The organism is Kiloniella antarctica (genome assembly GCF_042682825.1).
Taxonomy (GTDB): Bacteria; Pseudomonadota; Alphaproteobacteria; order Kiloniellales; family Kiloniellaceae; genus Kiloniella; species Kiloniella antarctica.
This window is the reverse complement of the sequence record NZ_JBHUII010000001.1, coordinates 1235423-1255361: the sequence shown is the minus strand read 5'-3', so window position 1 is coordinate 1255361 and position 19939 is coordinate 1235423. Positions and strand designations below refer to the sequence as shown.

The 19939-nt window shown below is 46.7% G+C and carries 16 protein-coding genes; 9 read left to right on the top strand and 7 right to left on the bottom strand.

Annotated features, from left to right (window positions below):
- Positions 1 to 452: 452 nt before the first annotated feature.
- Together ACFSKO_RS05955 and ACFSKO_RS05950 are read right to left on the bottom strand one after the other, a co-directional pair.
- Positions 453 to 1391, bottom strand: a complete 939-nt coding sequence (locus ACFSKO_RS05955; RefSeq protein WP_380249396.1) for a phosphotransferase — start codon at positions 1389 to 1391, stop codon at positions 453 to 455.
- A 23-nt stretch (positions 1392 to 1414) separates the two neighbouring features.
- Complete coding sequence (locus tag ACFSKO_RS05950; protein WP_380249394.1) at positions 1415 to 3838, bottom strand: GcvT family protein; 2424 nt, start codon at positions 3836 to 3838, stop codon at positions 1415 to 1417.
- 166 nt (positions 3839 to 4004) lie between these two features.
- On the opposite strand from ACFSKO_RS05950, the gene ACFSKO_RS05945 reads away from it, so the two are divergent.
- From ACFSKO_RS05945 to nadC, 5 genes are all read left to right on the top strand, one after another.
- On the top strand, positions 4005 to 4784 hold the full coding sequence (locus ACFSKO_RS05945) for a DeoR/GlpR family DNA-binding transcription regulator (protein ID WP_380249392.1): 780 nt from the start codon (positions 4005 to 4007) through the stop codon (positions 4782 to 4784).
- A gap of 96 nt (positions 4785 to 4880) precedes the next feature.
- Positions 4881 to 5888, top strand: coding sequence for an NUDIX hydrolase (locus ACFSKO_RS05940; protein ID WP_380249390.1), 1008 nt, complete (start codon positions 4881 to 4883; stop codon positions 5886 to 5888).
- Between the two features lie 181 nt (positions 5889 to 6069).
- Positions 6070 to 7107 carry a quinolinate synthase NadA gene (gene nadA / locus ACFSKO_RS05935; protein WP_380249388.1) on the top strand — a complete coding sequence of 346 codons (1038 nt, stop codon included), beginning with the start codon at positions 6070 to 6072 and terminating at the stop codon, positions 7105 to 7107.
- Positions 7108 to 7121: 14 nt separating this feature from the next.
- The gene (locus ACFSKO_RS05930; RefSeq protein WP_380249386.1) at positions 7122 to 8735 is read left to right on the top strand and encodes an L-aspartate oxidase; all 1614 of its coding nucleotides are present in this window, start codon (positions 7122 to 7124) and stop codon (positions 8733 to 8735) included.
- A gap of 21 nt (positions 8736 to 8756) precedes the next feature.
- A complete protein-coding gene (nadC, locus tag ACFSKO_RS05925) occupies positions 8757 to 9614 on the top strand; it encodes a carboxylating nicotinate-nucleotide diphosphorylase (protein WP_380249384.1) in 858 nt (285 codons plus the stop codon).
- A gap of 134 nt (positions 9615 to 9748) precedes the next feature.
- On the opposite strand, the gene cydB is transcribed toward nadC, so the two are convergent.
- Positions 9749 to 10753 (bottom strand): cytochrome d ubiquinol oxidase subunit II, encoded by a 1005-nt coding sequence (gene cydB / locus ACFSKO_RS05920; protein WP_380249382.1) that lies wholly within the window; start codon positions 10751 to 10753, stop codon positions 9749 to 9751.
- Entirely contained in the window at positions 10750 to 12180 is a 1431-nt protein-coding gene (locus ACFSKO_RS05915) for a cytochrome ubiquinol oxidase subunit I (RefSeq protein WP_380249381.1), read from the bottom strand. Before ACFSKO_RS05915 ends, cydB begins: the two co-directional genes overlap by 4 nt.
- Before the next feature lie 321 nt (positions 12181 to 12501).
- Between ACFSKO_RS05915 and ACFSKO_RS05910 the strand changes: the two genes are divergently transcribed.
- Positions 12502 to 14346: a hypothetical protein gene (locus ACFSKO_RS05910; RefSeq protein ID WP_380249379.1), complete on the top strand. Its 1845-nt coding sequence runs from the start codon at positions 12502 to 12504 to the stop codon at positions 14344 to 14346.
- Positions 14347 to 14457: 111 nt separating this feature from the next.
- Here the strand turns inward: ACFSKO_RS05910 and ACFSKO_RS05905 are convergent, their stop codons facing one another.
- The 3 genes from ACFSKO_RS05905 to ACFSKO_RS05895 are packed head-to-tail and all read right to left on the bottom strand — an operon-like array spanning position 14458 to position 17109.
- Positions 14458 to 15300, bottom strand: coding sequence for a homocysteine S-methyltransferase family protein (locus tag ACFSKO_RS05905; RefSeq protein ID WP_380249377.1), 843 nt, complete (start codon positions 15298 to 15300; stop codon positions 14458 to 14460).
- On the bottom strand, positions 15300 to 16163 hold the full coding sequence (gene metF / locus ACFSKO_RS05900) for a methylenetetrahydrofolate reductase [NAD(P)H] (protein ID WP_380249375.1): 864 nt from the start codon (positions 16161 to 16163) through the stop codon (positions 15300 to 15302). Before metF ends, ACFSKO_RS05905 begins: the two co-directional genes overlap by 1 nt.
- Positions 16150 to 17109 (bottom strand): ArsR/SmtB family transcription factor, encoded by a 960-nt coding sequence (locus ACFSKO_RS05895; RefSeq protein WP_380249373.1) that lies wholly within the window; start codon positions 17107 to 17109, stop codon positions 16150 to 16152. The genes metF and ACFSKO_RS05895 overlap by 14 nt, the downstream gene beginning before the upstream one ends.
- 594 nt (positions 17110 to 17703) lie before the next feature.
- Between ACFSKO_RS05895 and ccmA the strand changes: the two genes are divergently transcribed.
- The 3 genes from ccmA to ACFSKO_RS05880 all read left to right on the top strand — a co-directional run bounded on the left by ccmA (position 17704) and on the right by ACFSKO_RS05880 (position 19939).
- Entirely contained in the window at positions 17704 to 18378 is a 675-nt protein-coding gene (ccmA, locus tag ACFSKO_RS05890) for a heme ABC exporter ATP-binding protein CcmA (protein ID WP_380249371.1), read from the top strand.
- Positions 18375 to 19061, top strand: a complete 687-nt coding sequence (gene ccmB, locus ACFSKO_RS05885) for a heme exporter protein CcmB (RefSeq protein ID WP_380249369.1) — start codon at positions 18375 to 18377, stop codon at positions 19059 to 19061. Before ccmA ends, ccmB begins: the two co-directional genes overlap by 4 nt.
- A gap of 146 nt (positions 19062 to 19207) precedes the next feature.
- A complete protein-coding gene (locus ACFSKO_RS05880) occupies positions 19208 to 19939 on the top strand; it encodes a heme ABC transporter permease (protein ID WP_380249367.1) in 732 nt (243 codons plus the stop codon).

The window sequence follows — 19939 nt, the reverse complement described above, 5'->3', positions numbered from 1 at the left end:
CCTATCGTCAAGGAACATCGTAAATCTTTTTGTAAAAAAAATCCCAAGACCTAAATCTTAAAATCAACACCCAGCAAGTAATCGCTAACTGCCTGTTTTTACTCTGTCTTTCCGATGCACCACCGAAGCATGCGCCTCGTCGGTGAGCGGTGTTATAGGCCCCTCACCAACACCTGTCAAAGACCTTTCTCAAAAAAATTCATATTTCTATGATATTTCAGAAATACATCACGTTTGAGACATAATATTGCTCAAAATTACACTCAAACAGACCAAATCAACACAACAACGATTCAACAAATACTCAAAATCAACAAATACACGCAGAATCCCCCCCGAATCTCCTAAAGAAAATCAACAAATACTCAAAAAGATGCGAATAATTCGAGAAAAATCAAAAAAATTCTAGAAAGGCCTTACGAATAACCTGAGTAACGGCTCGACCAAACCGCTTAATCGTATAGGCGCCCCCCTTCCACGGCACGAAGATGATCTGCAAAAGTCGAAGATGACATCAAATCCTTGCAACGTCCAAACCGCGCGATGCTATAAGCCCAAAAATCTTCGGCAGGATTATCATTCCCATACTGGATCAATCCCCAGAGGGTCCATAACAAATCACACATCGCTTTATAAACAATCATACGACCGATAATTTCTGCTGGTGGTTCACCACCCCAATAGGACAAAAGTAATTCCAGATCCTGCTTTTCAGTAAACTCGGCTTCGACAGACAAATCACCTAGATCCCAGAGCGGATCATTCATTCCGGAATATTCCCAGTCTACAATCCACATCTTTTCGCCATCATCTAGGAAATTTTCCGATAGAGGGTCACAGTGACACGGAGCAAGAGGTAGATTTTTCTTAGATTCCAGAATTTTCCGAATATTTTGAGCCTCTTTAACCACCTCATGATAACCATCCGGTAAAACCACACCGAGACCATCCAGAACCTTCAGATATTCATCAATCATGGCAAAGAGTTCGAAACGGAACTGAAATTCTTTTCCAGAGTTATGCAACAAAGACAAAGCCTGTCCGGCTCGCCCCGCAGATCCCGCTCTGGACTTAAAAGCGTCAGGGCTCATGGTTTCTGTACCATCAAGGAACCGAGACACCATCACACCATCTCTCGGATCACTATATAATACTTCGGCAGAAACTTTGATATCTGCTGCGACCCGCGCATTATGAGATTCGACAGAACGGTCAATATAACTCTCAGTTCCCTCCCCAGGAATTCGAACAATAAAGCTAGCTTCTCCCCGAGACACCTTAAACACAAGATTGGTCAGCCCGCCAAGACGTTCAACAGAGTAGCTGCCCGGCTCCCAGCTTTGCAATTCAGGCACTTGCGCCAAAGCAGTTGCAATTTTTTGGTACTCCATACTCAATACTCCCTCTTCACCCACTACATCTTCAAGCGTTCGTTCAAAGGATCATACAGCGCACCATCCACACGTGTTGCAGGATAGCGCTTTCCGAAAGCTTCTATTTCAAATCCCTGTTGCTCTGCAATCCGCATGGGAAGATACCCCATGGCAATCTGTTTACCTAAGGTATGACCATGATTGGCAGATGTTGTCAGCCCCACAACATCCTCTCCAAGGAATATCGTCTCCGCACCATAGAGGGAAACATCAGCCTCCACGGTAAAAGTCGATAGCTTTTGTTTCGGTCCTTTTTCCTTAATTATCGCTAACGCATCTCGACCTATAAAGTCATCTTTGGATTTCAACGCAACCTTGAACCCCAAGCCCGCATCATAGGGGCTGTAGTCGGGCGTTACCTCTGAGCTCCAATAGACATATCCCTTTTCCAGCCTCAAACTATCGATGGCACGATACCCTACATTCGCAATACCATGAGCTTGACCGGCCTCCCAAAGCAACTCATACACATGCCCCGCAAATTCAGTTGGAATATGTAGTTCCCAGCCCAACTCCCCCACGTAACCGATACGTAGAGCCCAAAGCGTCGCAGCACCAACTTCAATCTGCTGACAGGTTGAAAAAGGAAAGTTTTCATTAGAGAGATCATTATCTGCCACAGCCTGCAAAACATCGCGTGAATTCGGCCCACAGATGTTTATCACGGCCTTGGCCGACGTCACTTCAAAAGTGTGAACAGATCCATCCGTTGGTAAATGTGTCTTGATCCAATGGAAATCCCGAGTTCCAAAGCCACTTCCTGTAATGACATAGAAACTCTGCGGTCCAAGTCGGCAAATAGTTAAATCTGCTTCAATTCCGCCCTTGGCATTACATAACTGGGTGTAGATAACCGAACCGACAGGCTTATCAATGTTTGAGACTGCAAGCCTTTGCAAAGCATCCAATGCACCCGGCCCGACAATTTCCAACTTGGCAAAAGACGATTGATCGATCAGAGCCACATTTTCACGCACTGCTTTACATTCTTGTATAACAGGGGAGAACCAGTTTGTTTTTGTGCGATCAAAATCCAATTGATCTTTTGGCTCCATGCCAGTAAGTGCAAACCAATTCGGGCGTTCCCACCCCGCCTTACTGCCATAACAAGCGCCCTTTTCTTTTAGTATATTATAAAGCGGGCTACGCCTTATGCCTCTGGCGGCCTCGGCTTCTTCACCGGGCTTATGCAGTAAATAATGACCACCATAGTGTTCAACAGCCCGATTATACATAAAGTAGTTGGTATTGTGATGTTCGCTAAAGCGGCGAATATCCAGGGGCCATAGATCCAGACTTGGTGCCTCGTCGACAATCCATTCCGCCATCATCTGCCCCGCACCGCCACCAGCCGCAATGCCATAAAGGAACCCGCTGGCGACGAAGTAGTTATCAAGCTCCGCCGCCTTACCCATAACAAAGTCACCATCAGCAGAGTAAGGAATAGGTCCATTGATAAGCTCACGGATACCAACGGTGTTTATTACAGGAGTAATCTCTGCGGCAAGACAAGCAAGCTGCTCAAACCGATCAAAATTCCCTCCGAGCAACTCGCGGCCAAAGCCTTGTGGAATACCTTTATCGCCGAAGGGAAGTGTTCCTTTTTCATAACCACCAACAACCATGCCCCGGACTTCTGGCTTATAATAAATCAAACGATCAGGATCCCGCATGGTTGGCATATTTTTTGGGACATCAGATATAGGATCAGTGATCATATATTGATGCTCCAAAGCACAGGCGGGAATTTTTACATTACTGAGTGCCCCGAGTTCTCGGGACCACATACCCCCGGCATTTACCAATATATCAAAAGTCCACGTCCCTTCTGATGTAACAACTTCAGTAGCACGCCTCCCGTCTCGTCGAACTTCTAACACTTCGACGCCCTGATGAATTTTTGCCCCTTTATCTCGCGCCCCTTTCGCAAGCGCCTGACAAACTGAACTCGGATCAATATAACCATCACTGGGAATGTAGGCTGCCCCCTCGACACCCTCTGTGGTCATGATTGGAAAAAGATCCTGTGCTTCCTGAGCGCTTAGAATTTGCATCTCAAGGCCAAAACTTTTGGAAGTCGTTGCCAAGCGTTTCACTTCAAGCATGCGGTCTTTCGAACTTGCCAACCGCAGACTGCCAACTTTTTTCCAATCCAGCGCCTGCCCTGTTTCTGCTTCCAGCTTATCGTATAACTCAACTGATTTTTGCAACATACGGGTGGTATTACGCGAAGACCTTAACTGACCGACCAGTCCGGCTGCATGCCAAGTCGCTCCATGAGTTAGCTGGTTTTTTTCCAGAACGGCAACATCCTGCTTTCCCATACGCGTTAAATGATAGGCAATGGAACATCCAATGATCCCGCCCCCTATAATGAGAACTTCCGCATGATGCCGCTTTGACATTTACTTCTCCAAAAACCACAAAATTCCACAATAACCACAGAAAATCATCATAAAAGGAGTCGAGTCAATTCAATAATTTGAAAATTTGAGGCTATTTGTGTTTATTTCGTGGATTCAATAGTGTTATAGTGACATTTCAGACGCCAAACCCACGAAATGAAATCCTATGCCTCCCTCAAAGCGCCAGCTCGATATTCTGAAAAATGTACGATTTAAGGGTTTCTGCACGACCTCAGCTCTCGCAGAAACATTGCAAGTCTCAATGGAAACCATCCGCAGAAATGTGAACAGCCTCGTCGCAGAGGGGTTATTGGAAAAAGCACACGGCGGGGTGTCACTCCCGGAAAGCCTTCCTGAGCCTTCGTTTGCACGCCGACTGATCGAAGGCAAAGAAAGCAAACAACAGATTGCCGCATTGGTTGCTGCACAAATTCGTAATGGCGACTCGCTTTTTCTCGACAACAGCTCAACCACCGCTTACGTGGCCATGGCTCTCAGCGATCACAACAATCTTTTTATTGTTACCAACTCAGCTTCGATTGCTAATATTCTGGTGAGCAGAAATGGAAACAGGGTTTTTCTGGCTGGGGGAGAACTCAGAGAACACGATGCCGGTGCTTTTGGACCTGAGGCACTAGAATTTGTCGGGCGCTTTGAGCTTGATCACGCCATATTATCTGCTTCAGCCGTAAACAGTGAAAAAGGCTTTATGGTAAATCACCTCTGCGAAGCTGTCTTCTCACAAACCCTTATTTCTCACTCTCAACGATCCATAATGGTTCTCGATCATAGCAAGTTCGAGAAAATGGCCCCGATTAAGCAATGCGATTTCTCTCAAATAAATCAATTTGTTTGTGACAAAGTACCAACAAAACCCTTGGTAGAGGCGATCAAGCTTGCTGGATGCGATTTATCAGCCGCTGAAGAGCAGGTCGATTTCGAGTAAGTCCTTCAGATAATACAAACACCTTTCATCTGATCTTGCCTAAAATCAATTCCTCTGTGATCTTAGGACTTTAAGCGATTAGGGGAACAATCAAGAATGAGTGCGGGTGGAGTTCCAGAAAATGGTCAGGTCGTTATCGGCCTGAATGCTGTTATTGTGGCCATAATAAAAGAACAGCCAAAGGTGTTGATCGTTCAACACACGCCCGAAACCCTGACCGCCCAGCATGAAACCTTGACTGATCGCGCTCTACCCCATGATGATCGCCACGAAGCCCTTCCCTTTGGTCCGTTCTACCCTCTAAAACACCGCACTCTGGAAAGTGGGCTTAGGTCCTGGGTTGAAGAGCAAACCAATCACGAAATCGGCTATGTTGAACAGCTTTATACCTTTGGTAACGAAGGCCGCGACCCCAGAGAAGAGGCCGGCGGGGCAAGGCTGGTATCTGTTGGTTATCTTGCGCTGGTACAAGACACCGCACCAACCGCCATAGAGAGCGCCATTTGGCATGACTGGTATCGCTACTTCCCCTGGGAAGATTGGAGGGAGGATACACCTGCACTGCTTGAAAGCGATATCATTCCGGCTCTGCGCAAATGGATCGAGACCTCATGCACCCCTGCCCAGCGCCAAGATCGCTATGAGCGCACCTGCATCACCTTTGGCCTCGACGATACCCCCTGGAATGATGAGCTCGTTCTTGAACGCTATGAACTGCTTTACGAAGCCAATCTTGTTGCAGAAGCCCAAGATCGAACCACCGACCAGATGCAGATTGGCTTCAGGGGCACAGCAATGGCGCTTGATCACAGGCGCATTCTTGCAACGGCCATCGGTCGGCTACGTGGCAAAATCAAATACCGTCCAGTAGTGTTTGAACTCATGCCGCCCACGTTTACTTTGTTGCAACTGCAAAAAGTGGTCGAAGCTTTGTCTGGATCTCGACTCCATAAACAAAATTTTCGCCGATTAATCGAGAAAAAAGGGTTGGTTGAAGCTACTGGTAAAATCGAAAGCCAAACCGGCGGTCGCCCGGCCAGTCAGTTCCGCTTTCGCAGAGAAGTCCTGATGGAAAAACAGGCGCTTGGCGTTCGCCACAACTAACTATCTTTGATAGCGATACGCGTTAAGATTAACACCCTGGACTCTCTTCAAGCTTAATTATGCTCATCTGTAGCATAATTAAGCTTGACCGGAGTAATACTCATTTGTAGCATAACTGTAACAGGGGCTTCCTGTCTTTTTTATAGCCCCCTTATACTCCAATTGAGCACAAGAGGTTTCCATGTCTGCCACGACTGTGTTTTCCGATACCCCGGTCATCGAAACAGAAGAATTAAGCTACACGCCGGAAGTCGCCAAGCGCACGGCAGGAATTTTCAAACGCGTTGCTCCAGCCATCAGCGCAGAAGAATGGCCCGACTTTGCCCCTTATGTCGATGAGATCGTACGTCTAAAAAAAGAACGCAATGCCGTCATCCTCGCGCACAATTATCAAACTAGGGATATCTACCACTGCGTATCCGATATTGTGGGAGACTCTCTTGCCCTCGCGCAAAAAGCTGTTGATGTAGAAGCCGATGTCATCGTCATGGCTGGCGTTCACTTTATGGCGGAAACCACCAAACTGATGAACCCGACCAAGACGGTTTTAATCCCCGACCCCGAGGCGGGATGTTCTCTCGCTGATTCAATCACGGGCGAAGACGTCAGAAACCTGCGCAAAAAATATCCCGGCGTGCCCATTGTCACCTATGTAAATACGTCAGTAGAGGTCAAAGCTGAATCAGATATCTGTTGCACATCGGGCAATGCAGTCAAAATCGTTGAATCCCTCGGCGTAGATCGCGTTTTACTTATTCCTGATCGTTTCCTGGCTGCCAACGTTGCCGCAGAGACCAATGTTGAGATCCTGACCTGGGCGGGAGAGTGCGAGGTTCATGAACGTTTTACCGCGCAACAAGTGACACAACTGCGCAAAGAACATCCCGATGTCACGGTTCTCGCTCACCCCGAATGTCCCCCAGAAGTGGTTGAGGCCGCGGACTATTCTGGCTCAACCGCAGGCATGATAAACTTTGTAACAGATCGAAAGCCAAAGGAAGTTGCGCTGATTACCGAGTGCTCCATGGGCGATAACATCGCGTCACAAAATCCGGACACGACCTTTATCCGATCCTGTAATCTTTGCCCGCACATGCAGCGCATCAACCTGATGAATATCTGTGATTCGCTCAAAACCATGACACACGAAGTCACAATAAATCCAGAACATGAAGACAGAGCACGTTTGGCAGTACAGCGGATGCTTGACGCAAGCTAAGGAGCGATGAGGTGATGGGCACAACGACAGAGAACGCCCTAAAAACGGGCGTATTGGTGATCGGGGCCGGGCTTGCTGGTCTTATGACCGCCCTCACCCTTGCGCCAAAATCCGTCATTCTCCTCTCCAAAGGGCCGCTCGGTGAAGAAGCTTCCAGTACCTGGGCTCAGGGGGGGATATCCGCAGCGCTGTCCCCTGAAGACAGCCCCGCCAATCACCTCCGCGATACCCTTGCTGTGGCAGGGGGCATTGCCGATGAAGATATCGCAGCACTGGTAACCGACCTTGGCCCGGAACGAATTCAAGATCTAATCGATCTCGGGGTTATTTTTGATCAGGATGAAAACGGCTTATCTCTTAGCCGTGAAGCAGCCCACAGTCACCGACGCGTTGTTCATGCCAATGGCGATTCCACCGGGCGCGAAGTCATGCGTGCCCTGAGACTTCGCACTTTAGAAGCTTCCCACATTACCGTCTTGGAAAATGCCGAAGCTCTCGACCTGATCACTGAAGAGAGTGAAGAGGCAAAAATTGTCGGGGGCGCAACTGTTTTTCAGGATCAACAACACATCGTTATTCAAGCAGAAGCCGTTGTATTGGCCACGGGCGGAATTGGTCAACTCTATAGCGCGACCACAAATCCCCTTGCTGCTTGTGGAGATGGTCTTGCCATGGCGGCACGGGCAGGCGCGACACTGAAAGACCTTGAGTTCGTTCAGTTCCACCCCACCGCAATCGATGTCGATGCTACCCCTCGTCCCTTGGCGACAGAAGCTTTGCGCGGGGATGGCGCCTGGTTGGTCAATGATCTTGGCGAGCGCTTTATGAAAGCTGAACACCCTTTGGCTGAACTCGCACCACGAGACATCGTTGCCAGAGGGATTTGGCGACAGAGAGAAGCGGGCCAGAAGTGTTACCTCGATACCAGAAACAGTATTGGGCGGGCCTTGCCGGAGCACTTCCCAACAGTGTTTAGCCATTGTCAGGACCACGGCATCGACCCAAGAACAGACCTGATCCCGGTTGTCCCCGCCGCGCATTACCACATGGGCGGTATCGAGGCTGATAACCGAGGACGTACCGATATCAAAGGGCTTTGGGCCTGTGGCGAAGTGGCGTGTACCGGATTACACGGCGCAAATCGTCTTGCCAGTAATTCTTTGCTGGAAGCACTGGTCTTTGCGCCGTTGGTAAGCAAAGACATTAAAGATCAGCAGCAAAAGCACCCATTATCCAGCGATATAAAAAACTTGGCGGTAAGCACTCCTCCTTACCCAAAACTTAAAACCGGACTTGAGACAGATGTTATTGCTGAGTTACAGGTCCTGAATTATCGCTATATCGGCCTTTGCCGAAACGCCCACGGGTTGGAGACGCTTGTTACGCACCTCGATAATCTCAAACAAAAATACCCCGCTCCCTCTGCAAGACTACGAAACCTGATGACGGTTAGCAGACTAGTTGCTCAATCAGCTCTGACACGGAAAGAAAGTCGAGGAGGCCATTACCGCGATGATTATCCAGAGACACTGGATGGCTATAAAGCCCACAGTCGCCTTACCTTCGACGACACACAAAAAACAAACTTTGAAATCACACGAAGCCCCTCTTTAAAAATGGCTTCATAAGTTAAAAAAAGTACCTATATCATGACAACTAGCCTCACCCCCCTTCCGCGCCCCTTAATCACCAAAGCCGTTCAAGCCGCCTTACTTGAAGATTTGGGATCAACCGGGGACCTCACCAGCGATAGTACCATCCCAGAAGATGCTGTTCTTTCCGCCTCTGCTGTCTCTCGGCAAAACGGGACCATTGCTGGCACAGATTTTCTGATCGCTGCAATGGCTGAACTATCCGAAGATGTCAGTGTTGAAGTTCTGGTAAAGGACGGTACCAAGGTCACTCCCGGCACCATCATCGCCCAAATTTCAGGTCCAGCGCGTGCCATCCTCAGTGGAGAACGGGTTGGCCTTAATTTTATGGGACACCTGTCAGGAATTGCCACAGCAACCCGCAACATTGTTGATCTCATTGAGGGTCTGCCTGTACGTGTGACCTGTACGCGTAAAACTACACCGGGTTTGCGCGCCTTTGAAAAATACGCCGTGCGTTCCGGCGGCGGCCACAATCACCGCTTCGGTCTCTATGACGGTGTCATGCTCAAGGACAATCATATCGCCGCTGTCGGTGGGAAAATTGGCAAAGCAATTGATCAGGCACGTGCCAATATCGGACACATGGTCAAAATCGAAGTTGAAGTCGATACTCTTGCACAATTACAAGAAGCCCTGCCCCATAAACCGGATATCATTTTACTCGATAATATGAGCCTCACAGAGCTTCGGGAAGCCGTCGCAATGATTGATGGCAATGCCATCGCCGAGGCCTCGGGTGGCATCACTTATGAAACCGCCCGCGCGATTGCCGAAACAGGTGTGGACGTGATCTCACTTGGTTGGCTCACCCATAGCGCTCCATGCCTAGATCTTGGATTGGATATTCTTTGAATCGGGTTCTTAACATTACATACCCAGCCAGTAACGAATACCGTATCCGATAACCGCTAAAGACAGAACACCCCCCAACCAAAGGGCCATAAACCATCCAAGCTTGCTTATCAGTGGCGAGGTGTCCTTTGCCATCAGTGATAACCTTCCGATGGGTCAACCTTACCTCTGAACACCCAATAGGCATAGGCGGTGTACGCCAAGATAAGCGGAATTAAGACGGCTGAGCCAACCAACAGGAATGACAGACTTTCGTCAGGCGCCGCGGCCTGCCAGATGGTTACACTTGGTGGGACCATATAGGGAAAGAAACTGATCCCCAGACCTATATAAGTAAGAATAAAAAGTGCAATTGCCGCGACAAACGGCTGCCCGTCTCGTTGTAATCTTATTCCCCTGAGAAGAAGCCAAGCGACTAAACAAACCAGAAGAGGGACTGGCGCCGTATAAAAAATCCGAGGGACGGAGATCCAGCGTTCCATGAAAATCGGGTTAAGAAACGGCGTCCAAAGACTAACTGCACCGATCAAGAACAACATGCCCCACAAAGCTGGTTTTGCAACAACGTACGCTTTGTCTTGAACGGGGCCAAAGGTCTTCAAAATCAGCCACGTAGATCCAAGCAGGACATAGCCGACAACCACCGCCAAGCCTGTCAGTAAAGAGAACGGCGTCAACCAGTTCCACCATCCTCCCGCATAAGCACGGTCAACAACGTCGATGCCCTGAACCAAAGCTCCTAAAGCTATACCTTGGCAAAGTGCCGCTGCGAGAGAGCCAGCAAAGAAAGCAAAATCCCACTTCCCTTGCGAATTAACACTGCGCCATCTGTATTCAAAGGCAACACCCCGAAAAACAAGGCCCAGCAGCATAATGGTCAAGGGAGCATAGAGCGCAGGAAGCACAACTGCATAGGCAAGAGGGAAAACTGCAAAGAGGCCCCCGCCGCCAAGGACAAGCCAGGTTTCATTACCATCCCAAACTGGCGCGATCGTATTCATAGCATAATCACGTTCACTCCCCTTATTAAAGAAAGGAAACAAAATCCCTATGCCCAGATCAAAACCATCTAAAAGCACATAAGCCAAAACAGCAAAAGCAATGATAAGAGACCAGATCAGCGGAAGATCAAACATCATTGTCTTTCTCCTTTGTTGTTTGTGGCTTTTCGCGTCTCCGGTAACAGTGCCGCCATCGGCGTGATCCCGGCAGAGCGCAATGGCCTATCCGTCATAAATTCGGGGGCTTCACAATCAGGCGTTCGTTTCATCAATCGTAAAATGTAAACCAGACCAACACCGAAAACCGCGAAATAGACAACGACAAAAGCCAGAAGCGAGATAGCAACAGCAGGTGCATCGATAGGAGATATTGAATCCGCTGTGCGCAGCAACCCGTAAACAGTGTAGGGCTGGCGCCCCACTTCGGTGGTAACCCAGCCAGACAAGAGAGCAATAAAACCTGCAGGCCCCATAAGAATCGCAAATCGAAGCATCAAGGGCGTCTCAAATAACTTACTCTGCCAGCGCCGGACCAAGCTCCAGATCCCCAAACCTGCCATCAAAAATCCCAACCCCACCATTATGCGGAACGACCAGAAAACGATCGCAACGTTTGGCCTATCTTCTTTTGCCCATTCCTCTAATCCCTTGATCTCGCCATCCGGATCATGGGTTAAGATAAGGCTGCCAAGTTTAGGAATTTCCAACGCATAATGAACCTCCTCATCTTCCATACTCGGAATACCAAACAGGATTAAGGGCGCGCCCTTTTTCGTTTCAAAATGTCCTTCCATCGCCGCGATCTTGGCGGGTTGATGCTCCAGCGTGTTCAAACCATGAAAGTCCCCGGCAACAATCTGAATTGGGGCCACAATAACCGCCATCCACATCGCCATAGAAAACATAATCCGCGCGGCCTGATTGTCACTATCGCGGTACAGGTGCCACGCCGACACCCCGCCAACGACAAAAGCCGTGGTGAGATAAGCTGCCAGTACCATATGGACCAGACGATAGGGAAAAGATGGGTTGAACACCGCCGCAAACCAATCCACAGGGATAAACTGGCCAACGTCGTTAATTCCGTATCCGGCTGGTGTTTGCATCCAAGAGTTGACAGACAAAATCCAAAAGGCGGAAAACAAAGTTCCCACAGCAACCATTAAGGTCGCAAAGAAGTGCAACCTCTTTCCGACCTTGTTCATGCCAAACAACATGACGCCGAGAAACCCGGCTTCGAGGAAAAAGGCTGACAAAACCTCATACGCCATTAGAGGTCCGAGTATCGGCCCAGTTTTATCAGAAAACACGCTCCAGTTAGTCCCGAACTGATAACTCATCACAATACCGGATACCACGCCCATACCAAATACAACGGCAAATATCTTTATCCAGTAGCGGAAAATTTGCAGATAAACATCGCGCCCTGTCCACAGCCATAAACCTTCAAGAACGGCAAGATAGCTTGCCAAGCCAATTGAAAATGCAGGAAAGATAATGTGAAAAGAAATTGTAAATGCGAACTGTACCCGGGCAAGAAGGGTTGCATCAAGGAACTCGACCATATCCAAATACACCGTTTCAAACGATGTCCTTAGCTGTTGCTTTGATGGATATTGTCATACCAAATCATATCGAGAGCAACTAGCCAGCTCGGTGCGAATTGTCTCGCACAAATTGTAGGGACATTAATTTAAGTTCAAAAACATTCTTAACCAAAGACCAAGTTTAGTTTGCTGAAACAGGCAAACAATCATTCCGTCACCTTGAAAGACAACTATAAATAGATTTTTCATAAAATCACTGACGCAAATATCTTGATAACACAAATTTAATTATAGATTATATGGTTAATAATTAAAAAATTACCTAAGCAGGGATAGTAAATGAAATTAACTCAAGTCCTCTCAAGCACCAATCAAGTCGAGAAATCTAAGTTTATTTCCTGCTTAGACAAGCTTTGCTCTATTGCTGCAAATAGTGACAAACAGCTGGCAAAATCAGTAAATAAAATTGATGGTCAGATAAAAAATGCATCAGGCAGTGAAATCACAACACTATTTTCTTTGGTATCTTCAGATTTTAAAGATGCGATAAAAGAACAAATTGCTATGTCTGATGCTCAAATAGGCCTGTTAATTAATATTTTAACGAGGGATGGAAACGGCATAGCAAGAACGTCTTGGATCGAAAGTTTATACAATAAAGAATTGAGCAAACTCAAAAAACTATCGAAAGAACTTCAGCTTGAAATTGAATCAAGTCAACATTCAGATTCTTTTAGTCGCGGTACATTCTTAAGTATTTACTACGATTGCCTAAAAATGGCGTTTGTAAATGATGAAAAAATCAATCGGGAAGCAAGAATTACCGATGATGAAAGAAGCATCCTCAACGTATTGGCAGACAGATTAACCATTTCTATGGATGAGGCTTCTGCTATTGAGCATTTAATCAACCCTATATCCCACAACAATGTATTAGATGGTTTAAATACACTCAGAGAAATGGGCCTTCTGTTCATAAATAGAAAGCGTTCCGAAGTTTTAATTGCTGATGAAGTTGTTGCCATCCTCAATGACTTACAGGGAAAAGAATTAGCAGATAAACATACCTTACGAGTTTTAAGAAGCCTAAGTGATGCAGAGCTTTCCAATATACTTAAGCATTACGGCAAGAAAATTAGAGGCATTGAAAGAGTAGAAAAAATTCATGACATAATTCATTCAAGAACATCGATTAGATGCATACTTCAGCGGGATATCTTTGCCTCAAATGAAACTCAGAATCAGAGAAAAGAGAGACTCAAAATATTAATTGATGAACTGGATTTGAGTATAGAGAAAATTGGCACAACGCTAGATGAACGTATAGATGTTATTTTAAGTGCTCTCAATCAATCAGCACATAATGAATTTGAAGCTCTGAGTGCCGCTGGCTTCAAAGAAATGTATTCAACTCTTCAGGTTCACTTCCCCGCACTAGAGAAACTACTTAAAAGGGAATTTGAACTTGAAGATAGTCAAGAAATAGACACTGACAAGCTTCGAGCATTAAGCATAACACCCGTTGATATCTTATATTTGCTGAATAATGATCAGATAAAAATTATTCGTGATAAAATGTCACTTCCAAAGAGAGGAAAACCAAGACAAGTTATCTTGGAATCATTTGCGAATGCTAATGATAAATTGATCGAAAACTATGCCGCATTAGCTCAAAGGGATTTGGCAAACTTAAAGGGTGCAGGTATTGAAATTGCGGAAGCAGAGCTAGGTGTCAAATTCGAAGAAATAACAAAAGAGATATTTGAAACACTCAACTTTGTAGTAGATGAAGACCTCCGCAAAGCAATAAATTCCACGAAAGATAAAGCAGATATTATCATTTCATTAAGCGATGATGACGTCATTATAGGAGAGGCAAAAACTTGTAAAAGCGGTGATTTCGCTAAATACTCTACAACATCGCGGCAAGTAAAAGCTTATGTGACCAGATGCGAAAACCAAGGCAAAAGAGTTGCACAAGTCTTGATAATTGCTCCGAGTTTTTCTAATGATTTTGTTGAAAGCGCCGAGATGGATACTGAAGTAAATATATCCTTACTTGAAGCTAAAGGCTTAAAGTTAATTTACGATGCATTCAAAGCGAGACGAAACCCTAAATTCTCTGCTAAGCTATTGACCAAGGGTGGATTATTGAAAGCTGAACTCATTGCTAAAAACATTTAACCCACATAAATAATTTTTCTTTTTATACAAAGTGTTATTACCCAATGAATTACGAAAATACCCGGGTTACCCGGGCATTTTCATTTCAAACACGGCTAGAATGAAAAAAATTTAGCCCGCTGATATCGCCGAATAATCATTCCAGCTTGATACAGGAACGATCTCTTCGCGCGGTGAGACGTTTGCTCTGGTGACAGGGCGGTAGCCGTCGGCGGCTTTTTTGCGAAGAGCATGATCTATTTGAGCAGTTTCCTCTGGTGATTTTCCGCCGTGTACCAGAATTTTCTGGCCATCTTGATGCACGGGGAAGCCCGCCTTGATGGTGTCGCTGTTTTCAACATAACACACGCCGTCAACCAGGTCTGAGACCGTATCATCGGTGAAATCATGATCCGCAGAATATTCCAGAAGTAACGGCACAGAAGATCCCAGCTCGATCAAAGCATGACGCGCGGATGCGAGTTGAGCACGCGCTTGTTCAAGACCAGACACTGGACTAAAACTCAATGCATCTACACCACCGGATACAAGCCCCTGAACCTGAATATACGCATCATTGCGTAACTCATTGTCGCTGCCTTGTGCAGATGACTGGTCAACCACGCCAATAACAAAACGCCTGCGATCGCCGCCCGCGAGCGAATCAACTGCCTGACAAGCTGCTTCAGCTGCAAGATGATTGATAATAAATGTCTCTTCTCTCATGCCGTACTTATCCAAAGCAACAGGCGATGCTTGCGCCGTATTGGTTCGAATGACATCAGATCCCGCTTCGAGGTAGCTTTTATGAATTGCAGTGATGACATCAGGGCGAGATATATTCAAAGCTGCAAGACACTCAGGATGACCAAAAGTTGCTCGGTCAATATCTACACTTAACTTTGCCAACACAGGCGCAATATCGCCATCTGTGAGAAGTACGCGTGAGTTCAAAGCATCAATAAAATTACGCATTATGCAGCTTCCTTCTGTTTTGTCTCTAGCGCCAACAAGCGGCATACAGCTTCGGTTAATGGTGAGCGATTGAGGGTATAAAAATGGAAAGCGTCAACACCCCCTTCAACAAGGTCACGACACAGATCAAGACAGAGCGAAACAGCAACCGCTGCTGATGTTTCTGGGTTATCTTCCAAACCATCAAATGCCTTGATCACCCAGTTTGGTATTGTTGCACCACAACGATCCGCAAACCTTTTGAGTTGAGAGATGTTATTGATCGGAAGGATACCCGGGATAATCGGAATCGTAATTCCGGCCTGACGTGCTGCCTTAACAAAATTAAAATAGCTCTCAGCTTCGAAGAAGAACTGTGTGATTGCACGGGTTGCCCCGGCATCTTGTTTATGCCTTAGAAATTCGAGATCCCGTGCCAAAGACTGGCTATCAGGATGAGGGTCAGGATAGGCCGCAACTGCAATATCGAAATCACCAAGCTCGCGGAGCGCCGCAATGAGCTCTACCGAATCTTGAAATCCGTCAGGATGCGGAACAAAAGCTTCGCCCGGAACCGCAGCATCACCACGAAGAGCTACCAGACGTTTGATGCCCAATACCTGCCAGGATTTCACGGTATTGATGATTTCTTGGCGCGATGCCCCCGCGAGAGTGATATGCGCCGCAAGCGTCAGATCTTTATCTTCCACCAGCGTATTTATCAGCTCATTGGATTTTTGCTGGCCTGAGCCACCAGCGCCGTAAGTTATTGAATAATATTTCGGATCGAAACTCTTCAGGCGTTTAACCGCCTGTCCGAGGTTGTCCAAGCCATCTGCCGACGCCGGCGGGAAAAGCTCAAAACTGATATCAGGTCTTTTCATTGTTTCCTTGCTCCGTTTCGGGATCGCGACGGGCTGTCCATATACAGACTGTCAGCGGGTCCCCGGGAAGATGTTCCGGTTTCGATAGGCTTAAACCTGCATCGATACAGAATTCTTCGATTTGTGTATCTTCAAAGCCTAGCCAGTGGTGTGCGTGATCATCACGCAGGCTGTCCATACGGTGGGGCGCGAAATCCACCAAAATCAATCGGCCGCCAGGTTTAATAACGCGGGCAGCTTCGCGCAGACACATTCGCGGGTCTAAAGCGTAGTGGAGCACCATATTGAGGCACACAGCATCGAATCGACTGTTCCCAAAAGGAATTTGGTACATATCCCCTTGACGGACCTGACAATTATTTAATCCTGCGCGGTCGATGTTGTTACGCGCGATGGCGAGCATCTCACGAGAGATATCAAGACCAACGACAGAACCAACCTCACTTGAAACCAATTCAAGAACACGACCTGTGCCCGTACCAACGTCGAGTAACTCTTCGACAGGCTCTTCAAGCAATTTCCCTTTAAAGGCACTTTCGATTTGAGTGGTATCAATATGCAGGGATCTGATTTCGTGCCAGTCTGAAGCATTTTTACTGAAATACTCATGTGCTTTACGTGCACGCTCAACCTTGATGTCTTCAAGACGCTGAAAATCGAGTGCTAATTTAGGATCATCAATTGGTATCAAGTCGATAATTAAACGACCAAGCTCTGAACAAGGCTGATTATCTGACAATCGGAAATACGCCCAGTTGCCTTCTTGATGACGTTCAAGAAGGCCAGCTTCCATAAGAAGCTTTAAGTGACGCGAAACACGTGGCTGACTTTGTCCAAGAATTTGCACAAGCTCACTGACGGTTAATTCAGCGTGCGCACACAACCCCAACACCCTTAAACGAGTTGGTTCGGCAATAGACTGAAGACCTTTAAGTAATACTTCCACGTGACTTCTCCATTATGGCAGCACGTTGGCTGCTCGAATTGACATAACAATATCTTTATATCGTAATTTGACAAGAAAAAAAATACCCCAATTGCGCACATTTTTCATCTTTTTACGACTACAAATAACATAAGTTATTGATATTAATAAATATTTATTAAATATTCACTCGTTAGTTTTTTTGACATTAATGAATGCAACAGTTTTTAAGTGGTAAAACAGACAAAGAACCATCATTTTCACATTCAAATTGAAATGAATTTAGAAAATCCAAAAATCACCGTTTTGCCACATTTATGGCTAAGTCCCTTCGCAATTGGGAACTACATTTAAATTCGTAGAGAGCTTCCCCTCTCTATGAGAGATCCTGAAGATCTCCACATTACCCCAAAGCTGGACTCTCGCGGCTGCTGGATACCCGACTGGCAGCCGCATCCTTTTTTGATCTCCCAAATTCTTCCCCTGCGTCATAAGGAAACATCCCATTGGCGACAGGGGATTTTTTTTGTTATACGCAACAGCAATAATTCGGCATGATGGTGCTTACACAAACCATCTTCATATATTTTCTGCGATGTAATAAAGGGTGAGAGTTTGGGCAAGAGCCTTTTTAGCGGTGAAAACCTGACATGTATCAGGGGCGGTCGCACCGTCTTCATCGGACTAAATTTTCATTTGAACGAAAGCAGTGCCCTTATCCTTGAAGGTCCAAACGGCAGTGGGAAATCAAGCCTGATTCGCATATTATCCGGTCTGCTACGCCCTCGATTGGGTTCCTTGACATGGCAAGAACAAGACGCCACGAAAGAGCCAGAAATTTTTCAAGACCATATCCATTACATCGGTCACCGTAATGCGATTAAACTGGTTCTGTCTGTTCAAGAAAACCTCTCCTACTGGTCTGGATTAAATAAAGATGATCCACAACTCGACAAGGCGCTTGACCAATTCAATATGCTACCCCTTAAGAACACACCAGCTAACCTGCTCTCATCAGGGCAAAGCAGGCGCTTAGCTCTATCTAGATTACTCGCATCAAAAAGAAAATTATGGCTATTGGATGAACCCTCGGTGGGTTTGGATATCGCTTCTGTACAGTTACTGGAACAAGCTATTACCAAACACCGGGCCAGCGGCGGGTCAGTTATTTTTGCCACCCACAGTCCAATTAAAGTCACCACTCCAACCATATTAAACCTTCGCGATTACAGTCCCCTTTATAATCGCGGCTTAGTGAACTTGGATGACGAAGAGGAATGCTGGATATGAACGCTTTCCTTAATATTGTCTCCAAGGATTTGCGCCTCGCCTTACGCCAAAGATCCGACCTGACGATGGCCGTGTTATTTTTCATACTCACCGCCATGCTCTTTCCCTTTGGCTTGGGGCCAGAACCTAACCTACTTGCGAGAATCGCCCCGGGCATTATCTGGGTCACTGCTTTGTTATCTGTGCTTTTATCATTAGAACGTATTTTTCTGGCTGATTATGAAGACGGCAGCCTTGAGCAACTCGCACTCTCACGCGCCTCTTTCGAAATTGCGGTTTTGGCAAAAGTACTCGCCCATTGGCTAACAACAGGTTTGCCTCTTATATTGGCCGCCCCTTTAATCGCTCTGTTATTCAATATGGATACAGAGGCAATGACGATTCTTTTAATAGCCATGTTACTTGGCACACCAAGTTTAAGTCTCATTGGCGCCATCGCCGCAGCCCTCACACTAGGTGCGCGGCGCGGTGGCGTACTCATCCCCCTGCTCGTCTTGCCGCTTTACATCCCAACACTTATTTTCGGGGTAGGGGCAATTGATGCCGCCATGAACAGCCTTGAAGCAGGGGCGGTTATCGCCAATGCGCGACCTCACCTTTTGTTGCTTGGCGCAATCCTGCTGGTTTCGCTATTAATAGCACCACTGGCTGGTTCTGCTGCTTTAAAACAAGCACTAGAATAAAGTAGAACGAAAATATAAAACCGTTTGTCGATCCTAAAACACTGATCGACATCAAGGAAATGGTAAGATCGATCAACTATGATCTTACCCATAATCATAAAGCGTGTGCTCTGCACACAAACAGACGTCAATGGAAGGGATAAGGAATGTCGGTCTTTCACCGATTGGCCAATCCAAACCGCTTTTTAAAGCTAACAAACACAATACTCCCATGGATTTCAGGGATTACGATACTGTCGCTGGTTATCGGCCTTTACATGGCCTTTTTCACGTCGCCACCCGATTATCAACAGGGTGAAAGTGTGAGAATTATGTACATCCATGTGCCTTCCGCCTGGATGGCGATGTTTATCTATTCCGCTATTGCCTTTGCCTCTGTGTGCTCTTTGATATGGCGCCATCCTCTTGCAGACCTCGCAGCAAAAGCATCAGCCCCCATTGGCGCGGGCTTTACCTTCCTTGCCCTTGCGACAGGCTCTCTATGGGGCAAACCCATGTGGGGTGCTTGGTGGGTATGGGATGCACGACTTACATCCGTATTGATTTTGTTCTTCTTGTATCTTGGCCACATGGCCTTGATGAATGCATTTGAAGAACAAGAACGGGGTAATCGTGCCGCTGCCGTTCTCGCCATCGTTGGCTTCGTCAACATTCCCATTATCAAGTTTTCGGTGGATTGGTGGAACACGCTTCACCAACCAGCCTCTGTCATGCGCGCAGACGGTCCCGCCATTGACCCCTCGATGCTGTGGCCGCTTCTCATCATGGGTCTGGCCTTCAAGTTTTTTTACCTCGTGGTTGTGCTTATAAGGATTAAAAGCGAGCTTATTGAAGCTAAATTGAGAAAATATCGCCGCGCAGTCGTTGATAACAGCTAA